At 32.4% G+C, this 19,224-nt stretch carries 15 protein-coding genes, 1 tRNA gene and 1 pseudogene; 14 read left to right on the forward strand and 3 right to left on the reverse strand.

Annotated features, from left to right (window positions below; translation table 11 throughout):
- Positions 1-16 precede the first annotated feature (16 nt).
- The 4 genes from FD18_RS02695 (at position 17) to yjeM (ending at position 5,370) form a co-directional block, all read left to right on the forward strand.
- Complete coding sequence (locus tag FD18_RS02695) at positions 17-706, forward strand: class A sortase (protein ID WP_057718430.1); 690 nt, start codon at positions 17-19, stop codon at positions 704-706.
- A 98-nt stretch (positions 707-804) separates the two neighbouring features.
- Positions 805-3,075: a single-stranded-DNA-specific exonuclease RecJ gene (gene recJ / locus FD18_RS02700; RefSeq protein WP_057718431.1), complete on the forward strand. Its 2,271-nt coding sequence runs from the start codon at positions 805-807 to the stop codon at positions 3,073-3,075.
- A 134-nt stretch (positions 3,076-3,209) separates the two neighbouring features.
- Positions 3,210-3,737: an adenine phosphoribosyltransferase gene (locus FD18_RS02705; RefSeq protein WP_057718432.1), complete on the forward strand. Its 528-nt coding sequence runs from the start codon at positions 3,210-3,212 to the stop codon at positions 3,735-3,737.
- 124 nt (positions 3,738-3,861) lie between these two features.
- Positions 3,862-5,370 (forward strand): glutamate/gamma-aminobutyrate family transporter YjeM, encoded by a 1,509-nt coding sequence (gene yjeM, locus FD18_RS02710; RefSeq protein ID WP_057718433.1) that lies wholly within the window; start codon positions 3,862-3,864, stop codon positions 5,368-5,370.
- 53 nt (positions 5,371-5,423) lie between these two features.
- Here the strand turns inward: yjeM and cls are convergent, their stop codons facing one another.
- The gene (cls, locus tag FD18_RS02715; protein ID WP_057718434.1) at positions 5,424-6,911 is read right to left on the reverse strand and encodes a cardiolipin synthase; all 1,488 of its coding nucleotides are present in this window, start codon (positions 6,909-6,911) and stop codon (positions 5,424-5,426) included.
- Between the two features lie 135 nt (positions 6,912-7,046).
- Here cls and FD18_RS02720 point away from each other — a divergent pair, with 135 nt between their 5' ends.
- The 8 genes and pseudogenes from FD18_RS02720 to FD18_RS09605 form a co-directional block, all read left to right on the forward strand.
- Positions 7,047-8,003, forward strand: coding sequence for a thymidylate synthase (locus FD18_RS02720; protein WP_057718435.1), 957 nt, complete (start codon positions 7,047-7,049; stop codon positions 8,001-8,003).
- A 16-nt stretch (positions 8,004-8,019) separates the two neighbouring features.
- Positions 8,020-8,529 (forward strand): dihydrofolate reductase, encoded by a 510-nt coding sequence (locus tag FD18_RS02725; protein WP_057718436.1) that lies wholly within the window; start codon positions 8,020-8,022, stop codon positions 8,527-8,529.
- Between the two features lie 163 nt (positions 8,530-8,692).
- Positions 8,693-10,036 carry an SLC45 family MFS transporter gene (locus tag FD18_RS02730; protein ID WP_057718437.1) on the forward strand — a complete coding sequence of 448 codons (1,344 nt, stop codon included), beginning with the start codon at positions 8,693-8,695 and terminating at the stop codon, positions 10,034-10,036.
- A gap of 97 nt (positions 10,037-10,133) precedes the next feature.
- Positions 10,134-11,544 (forward strand): IS3 family transposase gene (locus tag FD18_RS09600; RefSeq protein ID WP_143464328.1). Its coding sequence is split into 2 segments (ribosomal slippage): positions 10,134-10,633 and positions 10,632-11,544, totalling 1,413 coding nucleotides; the frame shifts between segments, so codons are not numbered across the junction.
- Positions 11,545-11,993: 449 nt separating this feature from the next.
- Positions 11,994-12,707 carry a hypothetical protein gene (locus FD18_RS02745; protein WP_057718439.1) on the forward strand — a complete coding sequence of 238 codons (714 nt, stop codon included), beginning with the start codon at positions 11,994-11,996 and terminating at the stop codon, positions 12,705-12,707.
- 90 nt (positions 12,708-12,797) lie between these two features.
- Positions 12,798-13,334 (forward strand): ABC transporter transmembrane domain-containing protein, encoded by a 537-nt coding sequence (locus tag FD18_RS10025; protein WP_235499860.1) that lies wholly within the window; start codon positions 12,798-12,800, stop codon positions 13,332-13,334.
- Between the two features lie 91 nt (positions 13,335-13,425).
- Positions 13,426-14,391 carry an ATP-binding cassette domain-containing protein gene (locus tag FD18_RS10030; RefSeq protein WP_235499861.1) on the forward strand — a complete coding sequence of 322 codons (966 nt, stop codon included), beginning with the start codon at positions 13,426-13,428 and terminating at the stop codon, positions 14,389-14,391.
- Positions 14,392-14,620: 229 nt separating this feature from the next.
- Positions 14,621-14,746, forward strand: a pseudogene (locus FD18_RS09605) (dihydroorotate dehydrogenase catalytic subunit); the annotation flags it as partial.
- Between the two features lie 136 nt (positions 14,747-14,882).
- On the opposite strand, the gene FD18_RS02755 reads toward FD18_RS09605, so the two are convergent.
- A complete protein-coding gene (locus tag FD18_RS02755; protein ID WP_057718440.1) occupies positions 14,883-17,150 on the reverse strand; it encodes an HAD-IC family P-type ATPase in 2,268 nt (755 codons plus the stop codon).
- Between the two features lie 121 nt (positions 17,151-17,271).
- Between FD18_RS02755 and FD18_RS02760 the strand changes: the two genes are divergently transcribed.
- Positions 17,272-18,120, forward strand: a complete 849-nt coding sequence (locus tag FD18_RS02760; protein ID WP_057718441.1) for a LysR family transcriptional regulator — start codon at positions 17,272-17,274, stop codon at positions 18,118-18,120.
- A gap of 285 nt (positions 18,121-18,405) precedes the next feature.
- Here FD18_RS02760 and FD18_RS02765 read toward each other — a convergent pair.
- Positions 18,406-18,493 (reverse strand) — tRNA-Ser (locus tag FD18_RS02765).
- A 139-nt stretch (positions 18,494-18,632) separates the two neighbouring features.
- Between FD18_RS02765 and FD18_RS02770 the strand changes: the two genes are divergently transcribed.
- Entirely contained in the window at positions 18,633-19,217 is a 585-nt protein-coding gene (locus FD18_RS02770; protein WP_083486743.1) for a phosphatase PAP2 family protein, read from the forward strand.
- Positions 19,218-19,224: the final 7 nt, after the last annotated feature.

Consider the following 19,224-nt stretch of genomic DNA (forward strand, 5'->3'; position numbering starts at 1 on the left):
TTAAGGATAAAAACAAATGACAAAACATACAAAAAATACTACTAAAAAAACATGGATAATTCGAATTGTTGCAATCATTCTTTTAATTGTTGGATTAGGGATGATTTTTAATAGTCAAATTCGGGATATAATGGTTAGGCAGAATCAAATAACTGCTCTAAAAAAGTTGAATAAAGAAACTGTTAAGAAAAATCAGAAGAAAGAGGGAATGTTTGATTTTTCTAAAGTAGAAGAAATTGATTTTGGACAGGTAACAAAATCTCGGGTGAAAAATACTGCTGATGCAATTGGTGCAATTGCTGTTCCAAGTGTGAATATGTATTTACCAATTATGAAAGGTCTAAGTAATGATGCCATGTCAACTGGAGGAGGCACTATGCGTCCTGACCAGGTAATGGGAAAGGGAAACTATCCTTTAGCAGGTCACTATATGACTGCTAAGGGTGTTCTGTTTTCACCACTTGAAAATACTAAAATAGGTGAAAAAGTATATTTAACAAATCTTGATAAAATTTATGTTTATCGCATATATATGAAAAAAATTGTTGATCCAACAGCGGTATGGTTAGTAGATAACACGAAACAAAATATTGTTACTTTAATTACCTGTGCTGATGGTGGAGTTAATCGTTGGGCAATCAGAGGAAAGTTAATTACTGAGAAGCCCGCGACTGATAAAAATTTACAAGTCTTTAAACTTAAATAAGAGGGTTTACTTCTGGGATGAGGAAAGTAAATCCTTTTTAATTTTTGCTATAATAGAAAATTAGATGTTTATAAATGATTTAGGTGAACTAGAAAATAATGAAATGGCAACAAAGACAAGCAACTAATTTAGATCAACAATTGATAGAAGATTATGGCTTAACAGATATCCAGGCAAAGCTTTTTGCACTTAGAGGTATCGATACTACAGAAAAGTTGGATTTCTGGTTAAATGCAACTGAAGAAGATCTAGCAGATCCATTTTTAATGCATGATATGGAAAAAACTATTAATCGAATTAATCAGGCAATTGATAATGGTGAGAAAATCACTATTTATGGCGATTATGATGCTGACGGAATTACTGCGACGAGTATTATGATGGATACTTTGGAAATTTTAGGAGCTGATGTTCACTTTTTCATTCCAGATCGCTTTAAAGATGGCTATGGACCAAGTATGGATCGTTATCAAGATATTGTAAACGATGGTACAAAGCTTATTATTACAGTCGATAATGGTGTAACGGGTGTTGAAGAGATTAAATATGCTCAAGAACATGGTGTAGATGTAATTTTAAGTGACCACCATACTTTCCAAGATGAAAAGCCAGCTGCTTTTAGTACTGTTCATTGTAATTATCCGGGTCAAAAATATCCTTTTGATGATTATTGCGGGGCAGGAGTTGCATATACAATTTGCCGAGCTTTAATGCAAGATACGATGCCAGAACTACTTGATTTAGCGATGATTGGGACTATCGGTGATATGGTCAAAGTGACAGGAGAAGGTCATATCATTGTTAAACGTGGTTTAGATATTTTAAACCAAACAGAAAGACCGGGTCTGCGAGCTCTAATTAAGCAAGCTGGCTTAACAATGGGACAAATTAATGCAACTGACGTTGGTTTTAATATTGCTCCACGATTAAATGCCGTAGGTCGCCTTGCGGATGCTAGTTTGGCTGTTGAGTTACTTTTAAGTGATGATGAAGAACAAGCAGAAGAAATAGCTGCTAAAATTGAAGAATTAAACAACGAGCGAAAAGAACTTACAACTGAAGTTTATGAGAATTGTTTAGCTCAAGTAAAGGATAATGGTTGGCAACATCGAGATACTCTAGTTTTATATAATCCAAACTTTCATGAAGGAGTGTTAGGGTTAGTAGCAAATAAAATTGTAGAGAAATTACATAAGCCAACTCTTGTTCTTACAAAAGATGATGAAGGAGAGTTAAAGGGATCAGGTCGCTCAAGTGAGGGCTTTAATTTATTTGATGCTTTAGAGCCAATGAAAGAAGATTTATTAGATAAATTTGGTGGTCATGATTTTGCCTGCGGATTATCTTTGAGATCAGATAAGTTAGAGGAATTACGGGAACGTTTTGAAAAAAGTTTAAAGCCAACTACTAGTCTTGAAGTTAAAGATTTTGATTTTGAATTAAATTTAAGAGAGGTCTCACCAGAAACTCTAAACGAAATTGATTTGGTTGGTCCGTTTGGTACTGGTAATCCAGAGCCTATTTTCAGCATTACTGAGCCTCATATTAAGAGTTTGTTTAAAATGGGGAAGGAAAAAAATCATGTTAAATTCACTGCTGAAAAGAATAAAGGAAAACTAACAGTAGTTGGTTTTAATAAAGGATTTTTAAATCAGAATTTACTTCCGTTTGTTAAGGAACTTTATGTAACTTTATCAATTAATACTTGGAAGAATGTATCTACAGTTCAAGGAATGCTTGCTGGGATTGAATATGGCGCACCTAAATTAGCCGTTTTTGATCAAGTAATTGATATGCGTAAAGAGGATTATGTGATGGGATTTGCCGATAAGTATCTAATTTTTGATAAAGATACTGTTTCTTGGGCTAGAAACGGATTAGGAATTCCAGAAGAAAAGATAAGTTTAGCTAAAGACTATCATGGTAGTTCTGAAGTGGTGGCGTTATTAGATACACCACGTAATCAAATTGAATTAAATAAAGCTTTAGAAAATAACTATCAGCAACTATATTTGCGTTTTTTATTTGATAAATTACCTATTAATGATTTGCCAAGTAGGGATGCTTTCGGAAAAACTTTAAAATATATTTATGCCCATCCTGATTTGACTATTGATGATTATCGGACTGTATCGCCATATTTAGGGTTAGATTATCAGACAGTTCTGTTTATCTTAAGAGTTTTCTTTGAATTAAAATTTGTATCATTTACTGATGGAAAAATCATTGGAAATAAAAATCCTGAAAGTAAAAAATTAACCGCCTCTAGATATTTTAATAGTATTGCATCCCAGATAAAATTCACTAATCAATTAAAAAATATACCGACTGATCAATTAATTAATTATGTCATGCAATATTTGAAGTGATCATTACTAGTTATAAATTGTTAAAAAGTTCGTCTTAAGCCTGATTTTGAAGGGAAAATTTGGTAAAATATACAAGTCAAAGACCGCTGAGTCTAATTTTTCAATGAGAGTCTAAAATGGAGGTTTCTCTTTAAATGGCAATTGATTTTAAAGAACATATTGCAAGTGTACAGGATTTTCCAAATAAGGGGATTGTTTTTCGTGATATTACCCCAATCTTGCAAGATGGCAAGTTATATCGCGCTGCTACCCATGAATTGGCTGAATATGCTAAGAGTCGTGGAGCAGAAGTGATTGTTGGACCAGAAGCACGTGGATTTATTGTTGGCTGTCCTGTTGCAACAGAGTTGGGAGTTGGTTTCATACCAGCTCGTAAACCTCATAAGTTGCCACGCGAAGTAGAAAGTGCTTCTTACGATTTAGAATATGGTTCTAATGTCTTAGAAATGCATAAAGATGCAATTAAGCCAGGTCAAAAAGTAGTAATTTGCGATGACTTAATGGCTACTGCAGGTACTCTTCACGCAACTAAAGAATTAATTGAAAACTTGGGTGGAGAAGTAGTTGGAGCAGCATTTTATATTGAATTGACGGATTTAAAGGGAAGAGAACAATTCCCAGACTTAGATATTTATTCTTTAGTTAAATATAGCGGTGCTTAATGCCTGAAAGGAACTCGATCGAGTTCCTTTTTATTTTGTTTATTTTTAATCTCTTTTGTATTAGTTTAACAAAAAGCGCATAATAGTTAATGTTTGTATGAAAGAGGGAGTGTTTTAGTTTTTTATGAAAAAAGACAAATCCGTCAAGATTGGGCTAAAAAGTCTTGTTTTGATGATCTTTTCAGCCATTTTTGGTTTTAGCAATTCATTAACTGCTTATTACCAAATGGGTTACGCTAGTATCGTATGGTATATAATTACTGCGGTTTTATTCTTTTTACCATCTGCTTTGATTTTTGCGGAATATGGTGCAGCTTTTAAAGGTGTTAAAGGTGGTATTTTTTCTTGGCTTAAAGGCTCAGTCAGTGAAAAAATGGCATTTATTGGTACTTTTATTTGGCTAGCAGCTTGGGTAGTGTGGTTGGTATCATCCACCCAATTTTTCTTAGTGTCAGTATCAACTGCAATTTCAGGACATGATACTACTCAAAGTTGGCATTTTTTAAATCTATCGTCGACGCAGTTCCTAGGAGTTTTAGAAGTTATCTTTTTAGTAGTGGTAACTTTCTTCGCTGCTAAAGGTGTTGACAAGATTGCAGCCGTAAGTAATGTTGGTGGTTTTTTTACTTTAGCTATTACTATTGGCTTTACTTTGGTATCAATTTTGGTATTCTTTTTGAATCATGGACACTTAGCGGAACCATTAACTGCTCAGTCATTAGTTCATTCGCCTAATCCGGCTTTTCAATCACCAATTGCTGTGGTTTCATTTATTGTTTATGCTTTATTTGCTTATGGTGGTTTGGAAACATCTGCGGGAGTTATCGATTCGGTTGATAAGCCTGAAAAGACTTTTCCTAAGGCTTTAATTACTGCAATGATTTGGATGACTGCTTTATATGTTTTGAACATTTTAATGTGTGGTGTCGCTGCAAATTGGAGTAATGAATTAAGCGGAAAAAATGTTGACTTGGCTAATGTTGAGTATGTTCTGATCAATAACTTAGGAGTTGAAACTGGTAAAGCCTTCGGCCTTTCTCATTCGGCTTCTTTGACTCTGGGAGCAGCATTTTCGCGTTTTGCTGGATTAGCTGATGTATTAGCGGGAATTTCAGCAGCTTTCTTGATGGTTTATTCACCAGTTAAATCATTTATTGAAGGCTGTGATCCAAAGCTTTTACCTAAGAGTTTAGTTAAATTAAATAAGCATGGGATGCCAGAGCGTTCAATGTGGGTTCAAGCTGCGATCGTTAGTGTCATTATCTTGTTTATTTCATTTGGTGGTAATGCAGCTGGTCAATTCTACACCATTTTAATGGATATGATGAATGTTTCATCATCTGCGCCATATTTATTCTTAATAGGTGCATATCCTTTCTTTAAGATGAAGAAGGGTATTGATCGTCCATTTGTATTTATTGAAGGTAAAAAACGTGTTTGGGCAGTAACAATCGTTGTTTGGCTAGTAGTAGCAATCGGAATTGTCTTTACTTGTATCGAACCATTATTCACTGGAGATTATGCAACATCCTTCTGGACAGCAATCGGTCCTGTAGCATTTGGAATTATTGCTTGGGTATATTATTCTTATCAAGAAAGAAAAAGTGTTGCTGTAGTTGATGAAGAAGAATAAGTAAGAAAAAACGAGGAATACTTAGATAAATAATCTGAGTTTTCCTCGTTTTTTTATAAAATTGGTGATAATAATCGTGAGAAGTATTGTTTAAATTTACGCCAGTTAGATTGATTGTCAAAATATTCTTTTGTTAGTAAAGTAGAGTCTTTTAAATCTTTTTCAAAAATCTCTTTGAGTTCTTTAGTCAGCTTAGAACTATAAGTAAATGCATTTACTTCAAAATTTAATTGATAACTGCGGAAGTCTTGATTAGCTGATCCAACAGAAGCAATATTAGATCCGCTGACAATAGTTTTTGCATGAATGAACCCATTATCATATTTATAAACTTTGACACCATTATTAACTAGATATTTTGCATAATATTCAGTTGCGCGATAGACAAAAGGATGATCTGGCATTGAAGGAATCATAATTCTTACATCAACACCACTTTTTGCTGCGATTATTAAAGCTTCTAAAATTGAGTCTCCAGGAATTAGATAGGGAGTTTGGATGTAGACGTAATTTTGCGCCTGGGCAATTATTTCTTCATATGCGCGACGAATACCAAAATCACTATTATCAGGTCCTGAAGAAACGATTTGCATTGGAACTAAGTTATCGGATTGAACAACTTTTAATTTAAAATTTTCAATCAAACTATCAACATTATATTTAGGTAGATGAGATTTGCGACAACTTGTATTCCAATCCATAGCAAAACGAATTTCCATCAGTAAGGCTGATTGCCCAACAACACGTAAATGAGTATCTCGCCAGTGTCCAAACTTTGGACTTCGATCTACATATTGGTCACCAATGTTAAAGCCACCGATATAGCCAACTTCATTATCAATTATTACTAACTTGCGATGTAAATGATAATTGGCACGTGGAGTAGTAAAGAAACGATTCCCAGCTGTTGAAATAAAGGGTTGAGCCTGTCCACCTAATTGACGCAATTTCTTAAAAAATGAAGGGTGTGTACCACGTGAACCACTTGCATCGTATAGGATTCTAATTTTAACTCCACGACTAGCAGCCTCTTCTAAAGCATGTAAGACTTGATTTCCCAATTGATCGTCATAAAAAGTATAGAATTCAATATTAATGCTATTTTTTGCTTGATCAATATTTTTTAGAATGTTTTTAAATAGAACTTGCCCATCTACGAAAGTTTCTACTTTATTATTGAAGGTTAAAAGGGCATCATCATTATTTAAGTTTAATTCTACTAATCGCCTACTACGTGGACTTTGGTCTTTACTTGGAAGTAAATCATGAATTCTTAGTAATTTATTTTGCTCATTAAGAAAGCGATCGCGAAATTTCTTTTGTTCAGTTTTAATTGAAAAAATATCGTCATGAGATAATTGACGTCCGGTAAATAAATATAATATAAAACCAACATATGGCAAGATCGATAAAATTAAAAGCCATGCCCATGTAGAAGATATGTCACGATGACTACGAAAAACAGTCCAAATAGCTAAACCTACATTAATTAACCAAAGAACTTCAATAGTTCGTCGAATTATATCCCACGTTAAAATCATTAAAATTCCTCCAAAATATATAATATCTAATTCTACCACATCTAAGCACATACAAAATATAGTATATGTATTTACCAAGACACTAAATATATGGTATTTTAATGAAGAATATGCGCAATAGAAAGAAGAAAGAAAATGGCAACTTTAGAGCAACCATATTTAGACTTATTAAACAAAATTATGTCTGAGGGACATGATAAGGAAGATAGAACAGGAACAGGTACCAGAAGTTTATTTGGTGCGCAAATGAGATTTGATCTAAGCCAGGGCTTTCCTATTCTAACTACTAAAAGAATTCCGTTTGGGCTTATTAAAAGCGAATTATTATGGTTTCTACGGGGAGATACCAATATTCGATTTTTATTGGAACATAATAATCATATTTGGGATGAGTGGGCTTTTAAAAATTGGATAGAAAGTTCTGATTATAATGGCCCTGATATGACTGATTTCGGACTTAGAAGTCAAAAAGATCCTGAATTTAAGAAGATTTATCAAGAAGAAATGCAAAAGTTTGATCAAAAAATATTAAAAGATCAAGCTTTTGCAGAAACATATGGAAATTTAGGAGACGTATATGGCGCCCAATGGCGACACTGGAAAAAACGTGAAGGTGGCTTCATTGATCAAATTCAAAATGTAATTGATCAAATAAAGAAGACACCATATTCTAGGCGTTTAATTGTCAGTGCTTGGAATCCAGAAGATGTTCCAACTTCTGCGTTGCCACCATGTCACGTTTTATTTCAATTTTATGTTAATGATGGAAAATTAAGTTTACAGCTGTATCAAAGATCAGGGGATATGTTTTTAGGAGTGCCGTTTAATATTGCAAGTTACTCTTTGCTCGTTAATCTAATTGCACGAGAAACAGCTTTAAAACCAGGTGAATTTATTCATACTTTGGGAGATGCTCATATTTATAAAAATCATTTTAATCAAGTGAAGGATTTATTGAGTAGAAAGCCTTATAATTCTCCTCAACTTTGGTTAAATCCTGATAAAAAAATGGTTCAAGATTTTGAAATGTCAGATATCAAGTTAATTGATTATCGACATCATGGCACAATTAAGGCAGCAGTAGCCGTTTAAGAATAAGGAGATATCAATGCTAAGATTTATTTGGGCAGAAGATGAAGCCAGTTATATTGGTTACCAAGGTAGGTTACCCTGGCATTTACCAGCTGATATGAAACATTTTAAAGAATTAACTTCTGATCATGTAATTGTTATGGGAAGAAAAACTTTTGAAAGTTTTCCTGGGCTCCTTCCTAAAAGAGAGCATGTTATTCTTTCGACTAGCCCAATCTTGCAGCGTGAATATCAAGATAATCCACGCGTTAAGATCTTTTCACAGATTGAACAATTAAGAAATTGGCTAGGAAATCATTCTAATGAAATAATTGATATTATTGGTGGAGCGAGACTTTTTGAGGAATTTGAAAATGATGTTGATGTTCTTCAAAAAACCAAGATCCATCATCTATTTGTTGGTGATACGAAAATGTCGGATATAAATTATGACGATTTTAAGTTGTTTAATATTGAAAAACATTCAGCAGATAACAAAAATGAATTTGATTATGATTTTTTAGAATATAAGAGAATTAAAAAATAAAATCTCCCTTAGACTGTTAATCCTTCGTTTATAAAGAAAGATTGGCAGTCCTTTTTTATAATTTTAGTTACCGGTAACAGTTTATTTAATATTGAAAGCATTTTCATCCTTGCTTAATATAAAATTATGAAAGCGCTTAGGCGTAATAGTGAGGGAGAAAATTATGGATAAAAATAATGAAGTATCTGGTTTGCCAAAACTTGCTAAAAGTATAATTTGGATGATTAATTTTGGATATTTAGGTATCCAAATTGCCTTTACACTTGAAACATCACAAATGAGTCGTATTTTTCAAACTTTAGGTGCTGACCCAACGAAATTAGGTTGGTTCTTCATTTTGCCTCCTTTAGCTGGTCTAGTGGTTCAACCAGCTATTGGATCATTATCTGATAAAACATGGGCTCCAAAACTTGGCGGAAGAAGATTACCGTATTTATTAATTGGGATGATCTTCGCGGTAGTTATGATGTTACTTTTGCCAAATATTGGTAATTTTGGTTTGGGATATGGATCTATTGAAGCTTTAGTATTTGGTGCTATTGCAATTGCCATTTTAGATGTGGCGGCCAATATGGCGATGCAACCATTTAAAATGATGATTGGGGATATGGTTAATGATGAACAAAAATCATATGCTTACGGTATTCAGAGTATGCTTTCAAACTCTGGTGCAGTAATTGCAGCATTTTTCCCATTCTTATTAACAGTTTTAGGTGTGGCCAATACTGCTGAAAAGGGCGTAGTGCCTCAATCGGTTGTAATTTCATTTTATGTAGGTGCTGTAATCCTTGTTATTACTAGCTTGTTAACCGTAACAAAGGTCCATGAATATGATCCTAAAACTTATGCACGTTATCATGGTATTAAAGAAGAAGATAATAAAAAGGATGGTAACTGGTTTGTATTACTAAAACATGCACCTAAAGTTTTTTGGGAAGTTTCCTTAGTACAATTGTTTTGTTGGTTTTCATTTCAATATTTGTCCACTTACGCTACAGGAGCTATTGCCAAAAATGTATGGAGAGCAGTTGATCCCGCTTCTTCAGGTTACCAATTAGCAGGTAACTGGTTTGGTGTTTTAACGGCTGTACAATCTATTGCAGCAGTAATTTGGTCATATGTTTTAGCAAAAGTACCAAATGATCATCATAAGTTAGGTTATGGAATTAGTTTGTTGTTGGGAGCTGTAGGATATGGATCAATCTTTTTTGTTCACTCACAGAATTTACTTATTTTATCATTTGTTTTAATCGGAATGTCTTGGGCTGCGATGAATACTTATCCTTTAACTATGGTTTCTAATGCCTTATCTGGCAAACACATGGGGACTTATTTAGGATTATTTAACTGTTCAATTTGTTTACCACAAATTATTGCGTCATTACTAAGCTTTGTATTATTCCCACTGATGAAATATTCAATGCCCGCAATGATGTTAACAGCAGGTGTTTCAGGAATATTAGCAGCAGTTTGCGTTTTGTTTATCAAGGAAACTTATCAAAATTAATTCATTTTATTGTGTTATATCTAAAAAGCAGATTACTATTTTTTGAAGTGCCTCATAATTGTTAGACATAAATCTAATGATTGTGAGGCACTTTTTTATGACCAAATATTCAACTGAATTAAAAATAGAAGTTGTTTCTAAATATTTAAATCATGTTAATTCATTATTAGGATTAGAAAAAGAATATGATATTCTTCCTAATTATCAAATTTTTAGATGGGTTAAATTGGCACAAAAACAAGGATTAGAGGCTCTTAGAGTTAAGCATACTAAGAAAGAATATTCTTTTGAATTTAAACTCGATGTGGTACGCTACTATCTAACTAATAATCAAGAACGAACAGAGGCAGCAGCTAGGTTTAATATCAACCCTTCTCAAGTGTATTCTTGGACACATAAATTTAATGAAGAAGGTATTGCTGGGCTGAAACCTAATCAGAAAGGATGCCCACGTAAAATACCTAAAAAGACGAAGTATATCAAAAAAAGAGCTCAGAAAATTGAGCTTAGCGAGAAGGAAAAGTACGAAGAGAAAATCTTACAACAAGAAGCTGAATTAGAAAGATTACGTATAGAGAACTTAATCTTAAAAAAGTGGCTGCCCGATATCCACGTTATCCAATAGACGAAAATCACAAATAATCCTGGATATTCGGGCTGAAGAACCTCAAGTTAAGCTTAAGACCTTATTTAAGCTGCTTAATTTAAATCGCAAAACTTACTACGATAATATCAAAAATCGTCTTGACAAGACTGATAAATACGCTGAAGTTAAGGAAAAGATCAAAGAAATATATTATGGTGAAGCTGATGAAACATATGGTTATCGTCCAATGTGGGCTGCTTTAAGAGATGAAGGTATTAAGCTTGCGATGGAAACAGTGCGAAAAATAATGCGAGGTATTGGCATTAAAACCACACTGTATCATAAGAATACAGCTAAATATGGCTCTTATAAGGGGAATGTTGGCAAGAAGGCACTAAATATTCTTAACCAAACCTTTGATGAAACCAGACCTTATCATGTTCTACATACTGATGTGACAGAATATAAGCTAACTAATGGCAGAAAAGTTTATATATCTCCAGTAGTGGATGAAGCTTCTTTAGAAATCTTAGCTTGTTCAGTTAGCCACTCCCCTGAGATGAAAACTATTTATAAAATGCTTGATGAGTTAGAGAAACATTTGCCTAAAGAGGCTAATCCTATCCTGCATTCAGATCAAGAATTTCAGTATCAAAATCCTGGTTATCAAGCTAGATTAAAAGAGATGAATATTATTCAAAGCATGTCACGCAAAGGTAACTGTCATGATAATGCACCTGGAGAAACAATAATTAATCTAATGAAAAGAGAAAAACTAAATCGCTTGAAGATTGGTTCATTGGAAGAAATGGAAAAAGTACTTCAAGAATATATCTACCGGTTCAATAACATCAGACGTTCCAATAAACTAAAATACACGCCCCCTGTTAAATACAGAAGTCGTGTATTATCAAATATTTAAAAATTTATAAAATGTCTAACTTTTGTATGGCACTTCACATAAATATTGGTTTTTTAATAATATTTTTATGAAGTAATGCATGTAAACAAATTATTTAGCGAGTTATATTAAAATATAAGATTAAAAATGTTGACATGATTAAAAAAGCATATTATTATTAGTTTCAAATAAGAATGCTTTTAGCGTTTTAAAGTTAGGTGTTGATTTAAATGAAAGAAGTATCAACAGAAGAAGTTATTGATTTGACTACTTTAGATGTAACTTTAAGTTACACTCAAAAGAGAAACAGCTGGCAACTTTGGAATTAGTCTGAGGATTATCAAAAAGGCACATGAATCAAAGAAATCCTACTAAATCATGGTAATAATACGCCTTGATTTAATAGGATTTTTATTTTAATAAAAATTCTAATTAATTTAGAAGTATTTTTAATATTTTTAAGGTGAAAGATGTTTATATTACAAGATGGTATTTTTTTATTTAAGTCACTTGATGATAAGAAACTAATAATTAGAAATTATCTAAATGGTTTAGTTATAAAAATAAATTATCAAGATTCTTTAAAAGATTTATTATGCTATTTAAAAAAACCACGAAGTAAAGGAGAAATTATCACAAAATTTTCTGATATAAAAAAGGATAATTTATATAGACAGAATTATGTGAAAAGTGATTTGAATAAAAAGAAAGTAGAAGTTCTTTTTGAAAGAGGTGGGCGCCCTTCGATTATTCTAATCGATATTATGTGTAATAATTCAGCCAAAATTGTTGATTTATGTAAGGAATATAAGATAGATATAGTGATTCAAGCTGGAGATTATCCATCTACAAGAGAATTGGCTAAATTAACAGAAATTGCCGCGAACGAATTAAATATCTCCTATGTTATTAATGCGGGATACATAAGCAATGTTGTTTCGCTAGCAGAATTCTATTATCCCAACAATGTATATGATTTTTTATATAAACATGAAATTTATAAAGAGAAACGAATATTTACTAATGCAAATAATAAGGCACAGTCATCTATAGTAGCTAATGTGGGACATATAGTAGCACGACAAATAAGCGACTATTGTGCTGGTAAAAAACCTTTTAAGTATCGGGAACGAGTTTTTTTCGATATTGGAGCTTTAGAATGGAGGACAGAAAAAATTGAATAAAAATTTAAATCTAAACTTTAGTAATGGTCTCTGGTTTCAAGGATTTAGAGAAAATGAGGATATCCAACAATATACTTTAGGAGTAGTTAAATGAAGTATGTAATTCGAACCTATCCCAAACAAATATTACTGTTTAGTGTTTTATCAGTCATTTTAGCTATCTTAAATGTATCCAATGCTTTAGTTCTACAATTAATGATGAATGTAGCTACCAAAAAATCAAGTTTAAGCTACTCCTTTTTAGTCCTTATTGTCATCAGTTATATCATCATAAATGCAATTTTTTATTATTTTCAACAATATAATTCAGAATATTTAGCTAAAAAATCAATTAGCTTATATCGAAATATTATTTTTGAAAGAATCTCTGCTCAGAGAATTTCTTCTTTTACTAAAAAAGATAGTGGAGAGTATATTTCTTTAATGACTTCTCAAATGGATACGTTAGAACAAAATTACTTTACTGCTATTTTTTGGGGAAGTTACTTATTAATTCAGTTTATTACGGCATGTATTGTTGCGTTCTTTATTAATCCTGTAATGGCTCTTGTAGCTATTATATTAAGTATTCCAAATATGTTTTTACCGTTGTTATTTAGAAAAGTTCTTGAAAAAACAACTATTTAAAACTGTTAAGGCTACCGACACCTATATTTCTAAAATTTCAGATTATTTGAAAGGATTCGTAGACTGGAAAATAAATGGTGGAAGTAGTTTTGTGAAAAAGCAAGAAAAGTCGGCTAATAAAACTTTGCTTGCTAACCAAAAGAATGAAGTTAGAGCTATGAATCTATCTACTGTTTTTAATAATACTTTTTCCAATATCTTGTACTTAGGAACATGGCTGATAGGATCTTTTTTGATTTTAAATAAAAGTATGACTGTGGGAGCAATTGTTGCATTTTCACAATTGGTTACAAATATTTCATTTCCAATTTATAGCTTTTCTGATATGTTTTCTCAGATAGTTAGTGGGAAAAAATTATTCAAGGAAATTGAGTCAAGTTTTGTTAACGTTAAGAAAAATAATCCAGAAATACAAACTATTTCTGATTTCAAAAATATTAAATTTGATAATGTAAGCGTAGTTTATAATTCTGAACGTGTAGTTAAAATCGGAAATCTTGAAATATCCAATGATAAGAAATATGTGATCCATGGTCCAAGTGGAAGTGGAAAAACTACACTATTTAAACTTTTAACTAAACAAATATTAGATTATCAGGGAAGTATTCTATTCAATAATATCAATATTAAAAAGATTAAAGATAATAGTATCTTTTCACAAGTTAGTTACTTACCTCAATCAGGTCACATATTTTCAACGACATTAATCAATAATCTCACTTTGTTTAACACAGAGAAATACCCAAAAGAAGACTTATTCAAAGTTTTAAGATTTGTAGAGCTTAGGAAATGGGCTAATGAAGAAGAATTGTATAGAAAGATTGATCCTCAAAAAATATCTGGAGGAGAAGCTAAGAGAATAGAACTAGCACGCTTATTATTAGATAAAAAGAATATTTTGATTCTAGATGAGTTTTCCTCTGGCTTAGACGAAGTTACTCGTCATAAAATTGAAAGTAAACTATTTAATTTAGAAAGTACAATTTTGTACATTACCCATAATTTGGATGATGAGCTTAGAGAAAAAGCTGATAAAATTATTGAAATTAAAAAATAAAAGTCAAGATTTATACCATTTGATACATTTCTCGCCAAGTAGATAGTAGAAATACATAAAGCTTTTACTCCTCAGTTGATTAATTTCGGCTGAGGAATTTTTTGCTTTCTTAATCTTCAATCTTCTTTTCCTTTATCTTTTGCCAGTATTTCTTAATTCGATGATTTGGAGTAATGGTACAATTTTTAATATTGCCATTCATTGCCTCTTTGCGCATTTCACCAGCAGTTTTGATGTAAATGCGTTAGAAGCAATGGTTTTAAAAACAACCACACCTAATGCAACAACAGGGAATCCGCAACCACAAATTTCAATTTTACCAGATGGAATATTAAATTCAGTTGGCTTAGCTAATACATCAGACGTTCTAATAAACTAAAATACACGACCCCTGTCAAATACAGAAATCGTGTATTATCAAATATTTAAAAATTTATAAAATGTCTAACTTTTATATGGCACTTCATTTTTAAGTAATCTGCTTTTTTCAATTATTTGTTTTTCATAATTGGTTGATAGAATAGGTCAATTACAACTGCTGCAAGTAGGGCAACAATAATAGTTAAGCCTAGATTTGCAAAACTAATTTGGGTCATTGCTAAACCTAATAATGCTAAAGCAAAAGTAAGCAAGACATCTATAACTTGTACAATAGCAACCGATTTTGATGGAGCTGATTGCCAGAAGAATTTTCTTGTTCTAGTAATTAGCACAATTAGCATAGCACTTAAAACAAGATATACGTAAACCATTGTTGAAACTGTACCTTGAGCATAATTGCGTGACACTAAATACCAAACAAAGCCAAAACCAATTGCCGTCCAGCCAGCAGCAAGTGAAAAGGCAATCTTAGCCAATTTAAGCATATTCCAACTTTCAGGTTTATAGGTAATGTGTGTATTATCAGTCCCAATCATCATTGTTACCATATTATTCATAATAGTATAGATAACCATTGCGTTTAAAGCCATGGGAATATAGTTAAAGCAAAGATAACCAAAAGTTAATAACATAGTTAATTCAGCAGTACGAGATAGTTTGGTAAGTGACCACGTAGTCATTCTTTGGTAAACACGGTGACCAGCATCGAGGATTTTAACGATTGGACTTAGTCCATCTTCTAAAAGTACCATCTTGCCGCTTCGTTTTGCGACGTCGGCTGCATTTGAAACAGCGATTCCAACTTCGGCTTGTTTTAGAGCAGGCGCGTCATTAACACCATCTCCAGTCATTCCTACGATATATCCATCTTGTTGGAAAAGTTTAACCATATTTAATTTATCTTCTGGTAAAACATCTGCAATTCCTGCTAAATCATTAACATCTGTATTTTTATTAAAATCATGAATTGAGATAACTTTACCAGTTAAGCCAACTTCTTTAGCAACAGCTTCTGCAGTTCTGCGGTTGTCTCCAGTAAGCATAATTGGCTTAATGCCACGTCTTTTAAGCTCCTCTAGGGCTTTTTTGGAATCCGATCTTACTTTATCGCGTAGAATGAATACTCCAGCTAATCTATCATTAATTAAAACTGCCACTGATCGTCCAGCGGTAAAGTCAATTCCTTTAGCTTCCTCTTCCGCATTTTTATCGATTAGAGATAATTGTTTAAATGAACCTAACTTGATATTGTAGTCTCCAACTTCAGCCATTGAGTAACCAGTATCTGAAGTAAAAGGAATAAATTTTTTAGGGGTGTCAGGTGCAACACCTTTTTCTTTTAAATAATCATCAATAGCGTTATCAATGATGCTGGGACTACGTTTATCAGTTGCTGCTCCAGCTAGCGCAAGAACTTCTTGATTTGGTAACTTACTTAAATTATCCCAGTGAGAAACGGAAGTTTTATTTTCTGTAATAGTACCAGTCTTGTCAAGCAATAGTAAGTTCAAATTGGCTGCATCTTGAATCCCGGTTAGGTCAGACGTTAACACTCCTTCCTTACTTAGACGGGTAGCTTCAAAAGAGTTAGATAGAGCAAAAGTTGATGGCATTGCGACAGGAATCGAAGCAATAAACATCATTGCTAAGAATGGCAACATTTCAATAACATTTTGACCACGGATTAATGCAGCAATTACTAGAATTAAGGTTAAGACACCATCTAGTAAGCAAAGATAATAGATAATTCTGGTCAATAATTGTTGTAAGTGACCAGGAGCAGCTGAATTGTTGATCAGGTTAATTGTTTTTCCGGATCGTGAATTGCTTCCTGTAGCTACAACTGTGGCTAAGGCATCTCCATCAACTACAGTAGTTCCAGCATAAGCAGTAGCACCAACCGATTTTTTTATTGCTTTTGATTCACCAGTGATGGAACTTTCATCAACTGTAATTTGACCTTGAGCAATTTTTACATCTGCTGCTAAAACATCTCCACGCTTTAAGCTTATTAGATCACCAACAGCCAGAAATTTTGAATTTATTTGTTGCCATTTTCCATCTCTTTTTACTGAAACAGAAGGAGTTAATTCATGCGAAATGGTATTTAAAACGCGACGTGATTTTTTCTTTTGAGTTGCACCATTAAACGCAGCAAACAAAAGCATTAATAGCACAAATAAAGATTGTATCCATTTTCCTAAAATGCATTCTAGTAAAAGGGCTGCTTCTAAAATCCAAGCTGATAAGTTCCACAATTTAGACATGAATTCTTTTAAAAAATTAAATTCAGGTTCTGGAACTTCATTTAGACCATCTTTTTTCAGACGCTCTTCTGCTTGGGATTGGGTTAGTCCTTGCAGTTCTTTATTTTCCATAATAATCCTCCGATATTTATCTAATTTCCTAAAATATTTTAGCGCAGTTCTTGTTATTAAGAAAATATCAAATTAAGATAGAAGATATTAAAAATATAGATAATTTAGAAGATGAATGATAATGAATATTAAACAATTAAAGTATTTTTTAGTAGTTGCTGAAGAAAGGCAGATTACTTCTGCAGCTAAAAAGTTATACATTGCTCAACCGCCGTTAAGTTATCAACTAAAACAACTGGAAAAGGAGGTTGGAACCCAGCTTTTTGTCCGAAATGCACATGGAATAGAATTAACAGAAGAAGGAAAAATTTTTCAAAAGTATGCTGAGAAGATTGTTAATCTTAGCTTGGCAGTCACAAGTCAAATTCATCAAATTAAAGAAGGCGAATTAGGAAAAATTAGAATTGGAGTTATTTCATCATGTGGGGGAGTTGTACCTAATAAGCAGTTTAAACAACTAATAAATTATTACCCAAGTGTATCTTTTAAAATACATGAAGCTAATACTTTTGGGATTGTAGAACAATTGCAGGATGGAATTTTAGATTTAGGAATTGTTAGAACACCTTTTAATTTAGAAGGATTGAATTCTAAAGATTTTTATCAAGAACACATGGTTGCGGTAGCAAATAATGATTTTTTACAGGAAAATGAAATTGATCATCTTAGTCAATTAGAGAATAAACCATTAATTTTATATCGTCGTTTTCAAGAAATATTTAATAGAAGTTTTCGTCATCAAGGGATAAGGCCTTTTTATGCTGTAATATGTGATGATGCTAGAACTGCAATTCATTGGGCAGATGAAGGATTGGGAGTGGCACTAGTTCCAGAATCAATTGCGCATACTTATGGTAAAAGTAAAATTATTCCAATTAAACATGAACATTGGATTACTCACTTAAATTTGGTGTGGCGTAAAGATAGGCAAGTAACACCATTAATGGATAAAATAATTGAAATGTTTTAATTAAAAAAGGCTAACCTTACAGATTAGCCACATAAATTAGTTATTTTTAGAAATTTTATGATTTAAGTAACGTTCAATAGCCTGACGCATCAACTTAACTTTGCGGGGCTTGTAAATAATGATCCTTGCCATAATATGAGTCCTTTCGTTGTATCAATCGGTATATTTTTAAGATACAAGAAAAGTGTGAAATAATAATGACTTTTTAAAGATTAATTTTAGAATTGCGGATAATAAAAAAATCGTAAGCTTTTGCTTACGATTAAAAATTCTATTTCAATTTTAAGGAGAGTACAGGATTTGAACCTGCGCGCCGGTATAAGCCGGTTCGCCGGATTTCGAGTCCGGTGCATTACCACTCTGCCAACTCTCCAAATACAACGATTTAATTATAACAATTTAGGAATAAATGGTAAATACAAAAAATATTTAAATAAAATTTAAAAACGTATGTGTTTTATTTATTTGCTGTTACAATGATCATTAGCACATTTGATTGAGGTTAGATAAAAGTGAAATTGCATTGTTTAATTCAATTAATGATTTCGGCGATAATTTTGCTGGGTTTAATATTTAACATTAGAAATTCTCGCTTATTTAATTTTTATGACCATTTATTACACCATAAACTTGTTAGAAATAGAGAAGGTAAGATCTGGAAGATTATTACTATCTTGAATGAACCTAAAGTAATAGTAGTTTGGGATTTTATATTAGCAGGACTTTTAGTTATGTTAAAACATCCTTGGCTTGCTATTTGGGCTTTGGGGACGTTAGCAGTAACTGATGCAATAGGGATTTTCTTGAAAAATTCAGTTAAAAGAAGAAGACCTCTATCAATGAAAACTTATCGAGATGGATATAGTTTTCCTAGTGGACATGTTTTAAGTGCGACAATTATGTCACTTATGCTTTGGCAAATTTTTGGTCATGTAATGGGAATTTGGCTATTAGTTACGCTAATAATTGCTTGGGGACTAGTAGTAATTTCTCGTTTAAACATGAGAGCGCACTACCCATCAGACGTTTTAGGTGCTACAAGTTTGGCTCTATTTTGTTTTACAATTGCACAACAGCTTTTAGGATTGGCTTTTTAATAAGTCA

Origin of the sequence: Lactobacillus taiwanensis DSM 21401 (assembly GCF_001436695.1) — a bacterium.
Classification (GTDB): domain Bacteria; phylum Bacillota; class Bacilli; order Lactobacillales; family Lactobacillaceae; genus Lactobacillus; species Lactobacillus taiwanensis.

Coding starts and splice junctions, on each gene's coding strand:
- FD18_RS02695 (WP_057718430.1), top strand. CDS start 17: ATGACAAAACATACAAAAAATACTACTAAAAAAACATGGATAATTCGA.
- recJ (WP_057718431.1), top strand. CDS start 805: ATGAAATGGCAACAAAGACAAGCAACTAATTTAGATCAACAATTGATA.
- FD18_RS02705 (WP_057718432.1), top strand. CDS start 3,210: ATGGCAATTGATTTTAAAGAACATATTGCAAGTGTACAGGATTTTCCA.
- yjeM (WP_057718433.1), top strand. CDS start 3,862: ATGAAAAAAGACAAATCCGTCAAGATTGGGCTAAAAAGTCTTGTTTTG.
- cls (WP_057718434.1), bottom strand. CDS start 6,911: ATGATTTTAACGTGGGATATAATTCGACGAACTATTGAAGTTCTTTGG.
- FD18_RS02720 (WP_057718435.1), top strand. CDS start 7,047: ATGGCAACTTTAGAGCAACCATATTTAGACTTATTAAACAAAATTATG.
- FD18_RS02725 (WP_057718436.1), top strand. CDS start 8,020: ATGCTAAGATTTATTTGGGCAGAAGATGAAGCCAGTTATATTGGTTAC.
- FD18_RS02730 (WP_057718437.1), top strand. CDS start 8,693: ATGGATAAAAATAATGAAGTATCTGGTTTGCCAAAACTTGCTAAAAGT.
- FD18_RS02745 (WP_057718439.1), top strand. CDS start 11,994: ATGTTTATATTACAAGATGGTATTTTTTTATTTAAGTCACTTGATGAT.
- FD18_RS10025 (WP_235499860.1), top strand. CDS start 12,798: ATGAAGTATGTAATTCGAACCTATCCCAAACAAATATTACTGTTTAGT.
- FD18_RS02755 (WP_057718440.1), bottom strand. CDS start 17,150: ATGGAAAATAAAGAACTGCAAGGACTAACCCAATCCCAAGCAGAAGAG.
- FD18_RS02760 (WP_057718441.1), top strand. CDS start 17,272: ATGAATATTAAACAATTAAAGTATTTTTTAGTAGTTGCTGAAGAAAGG.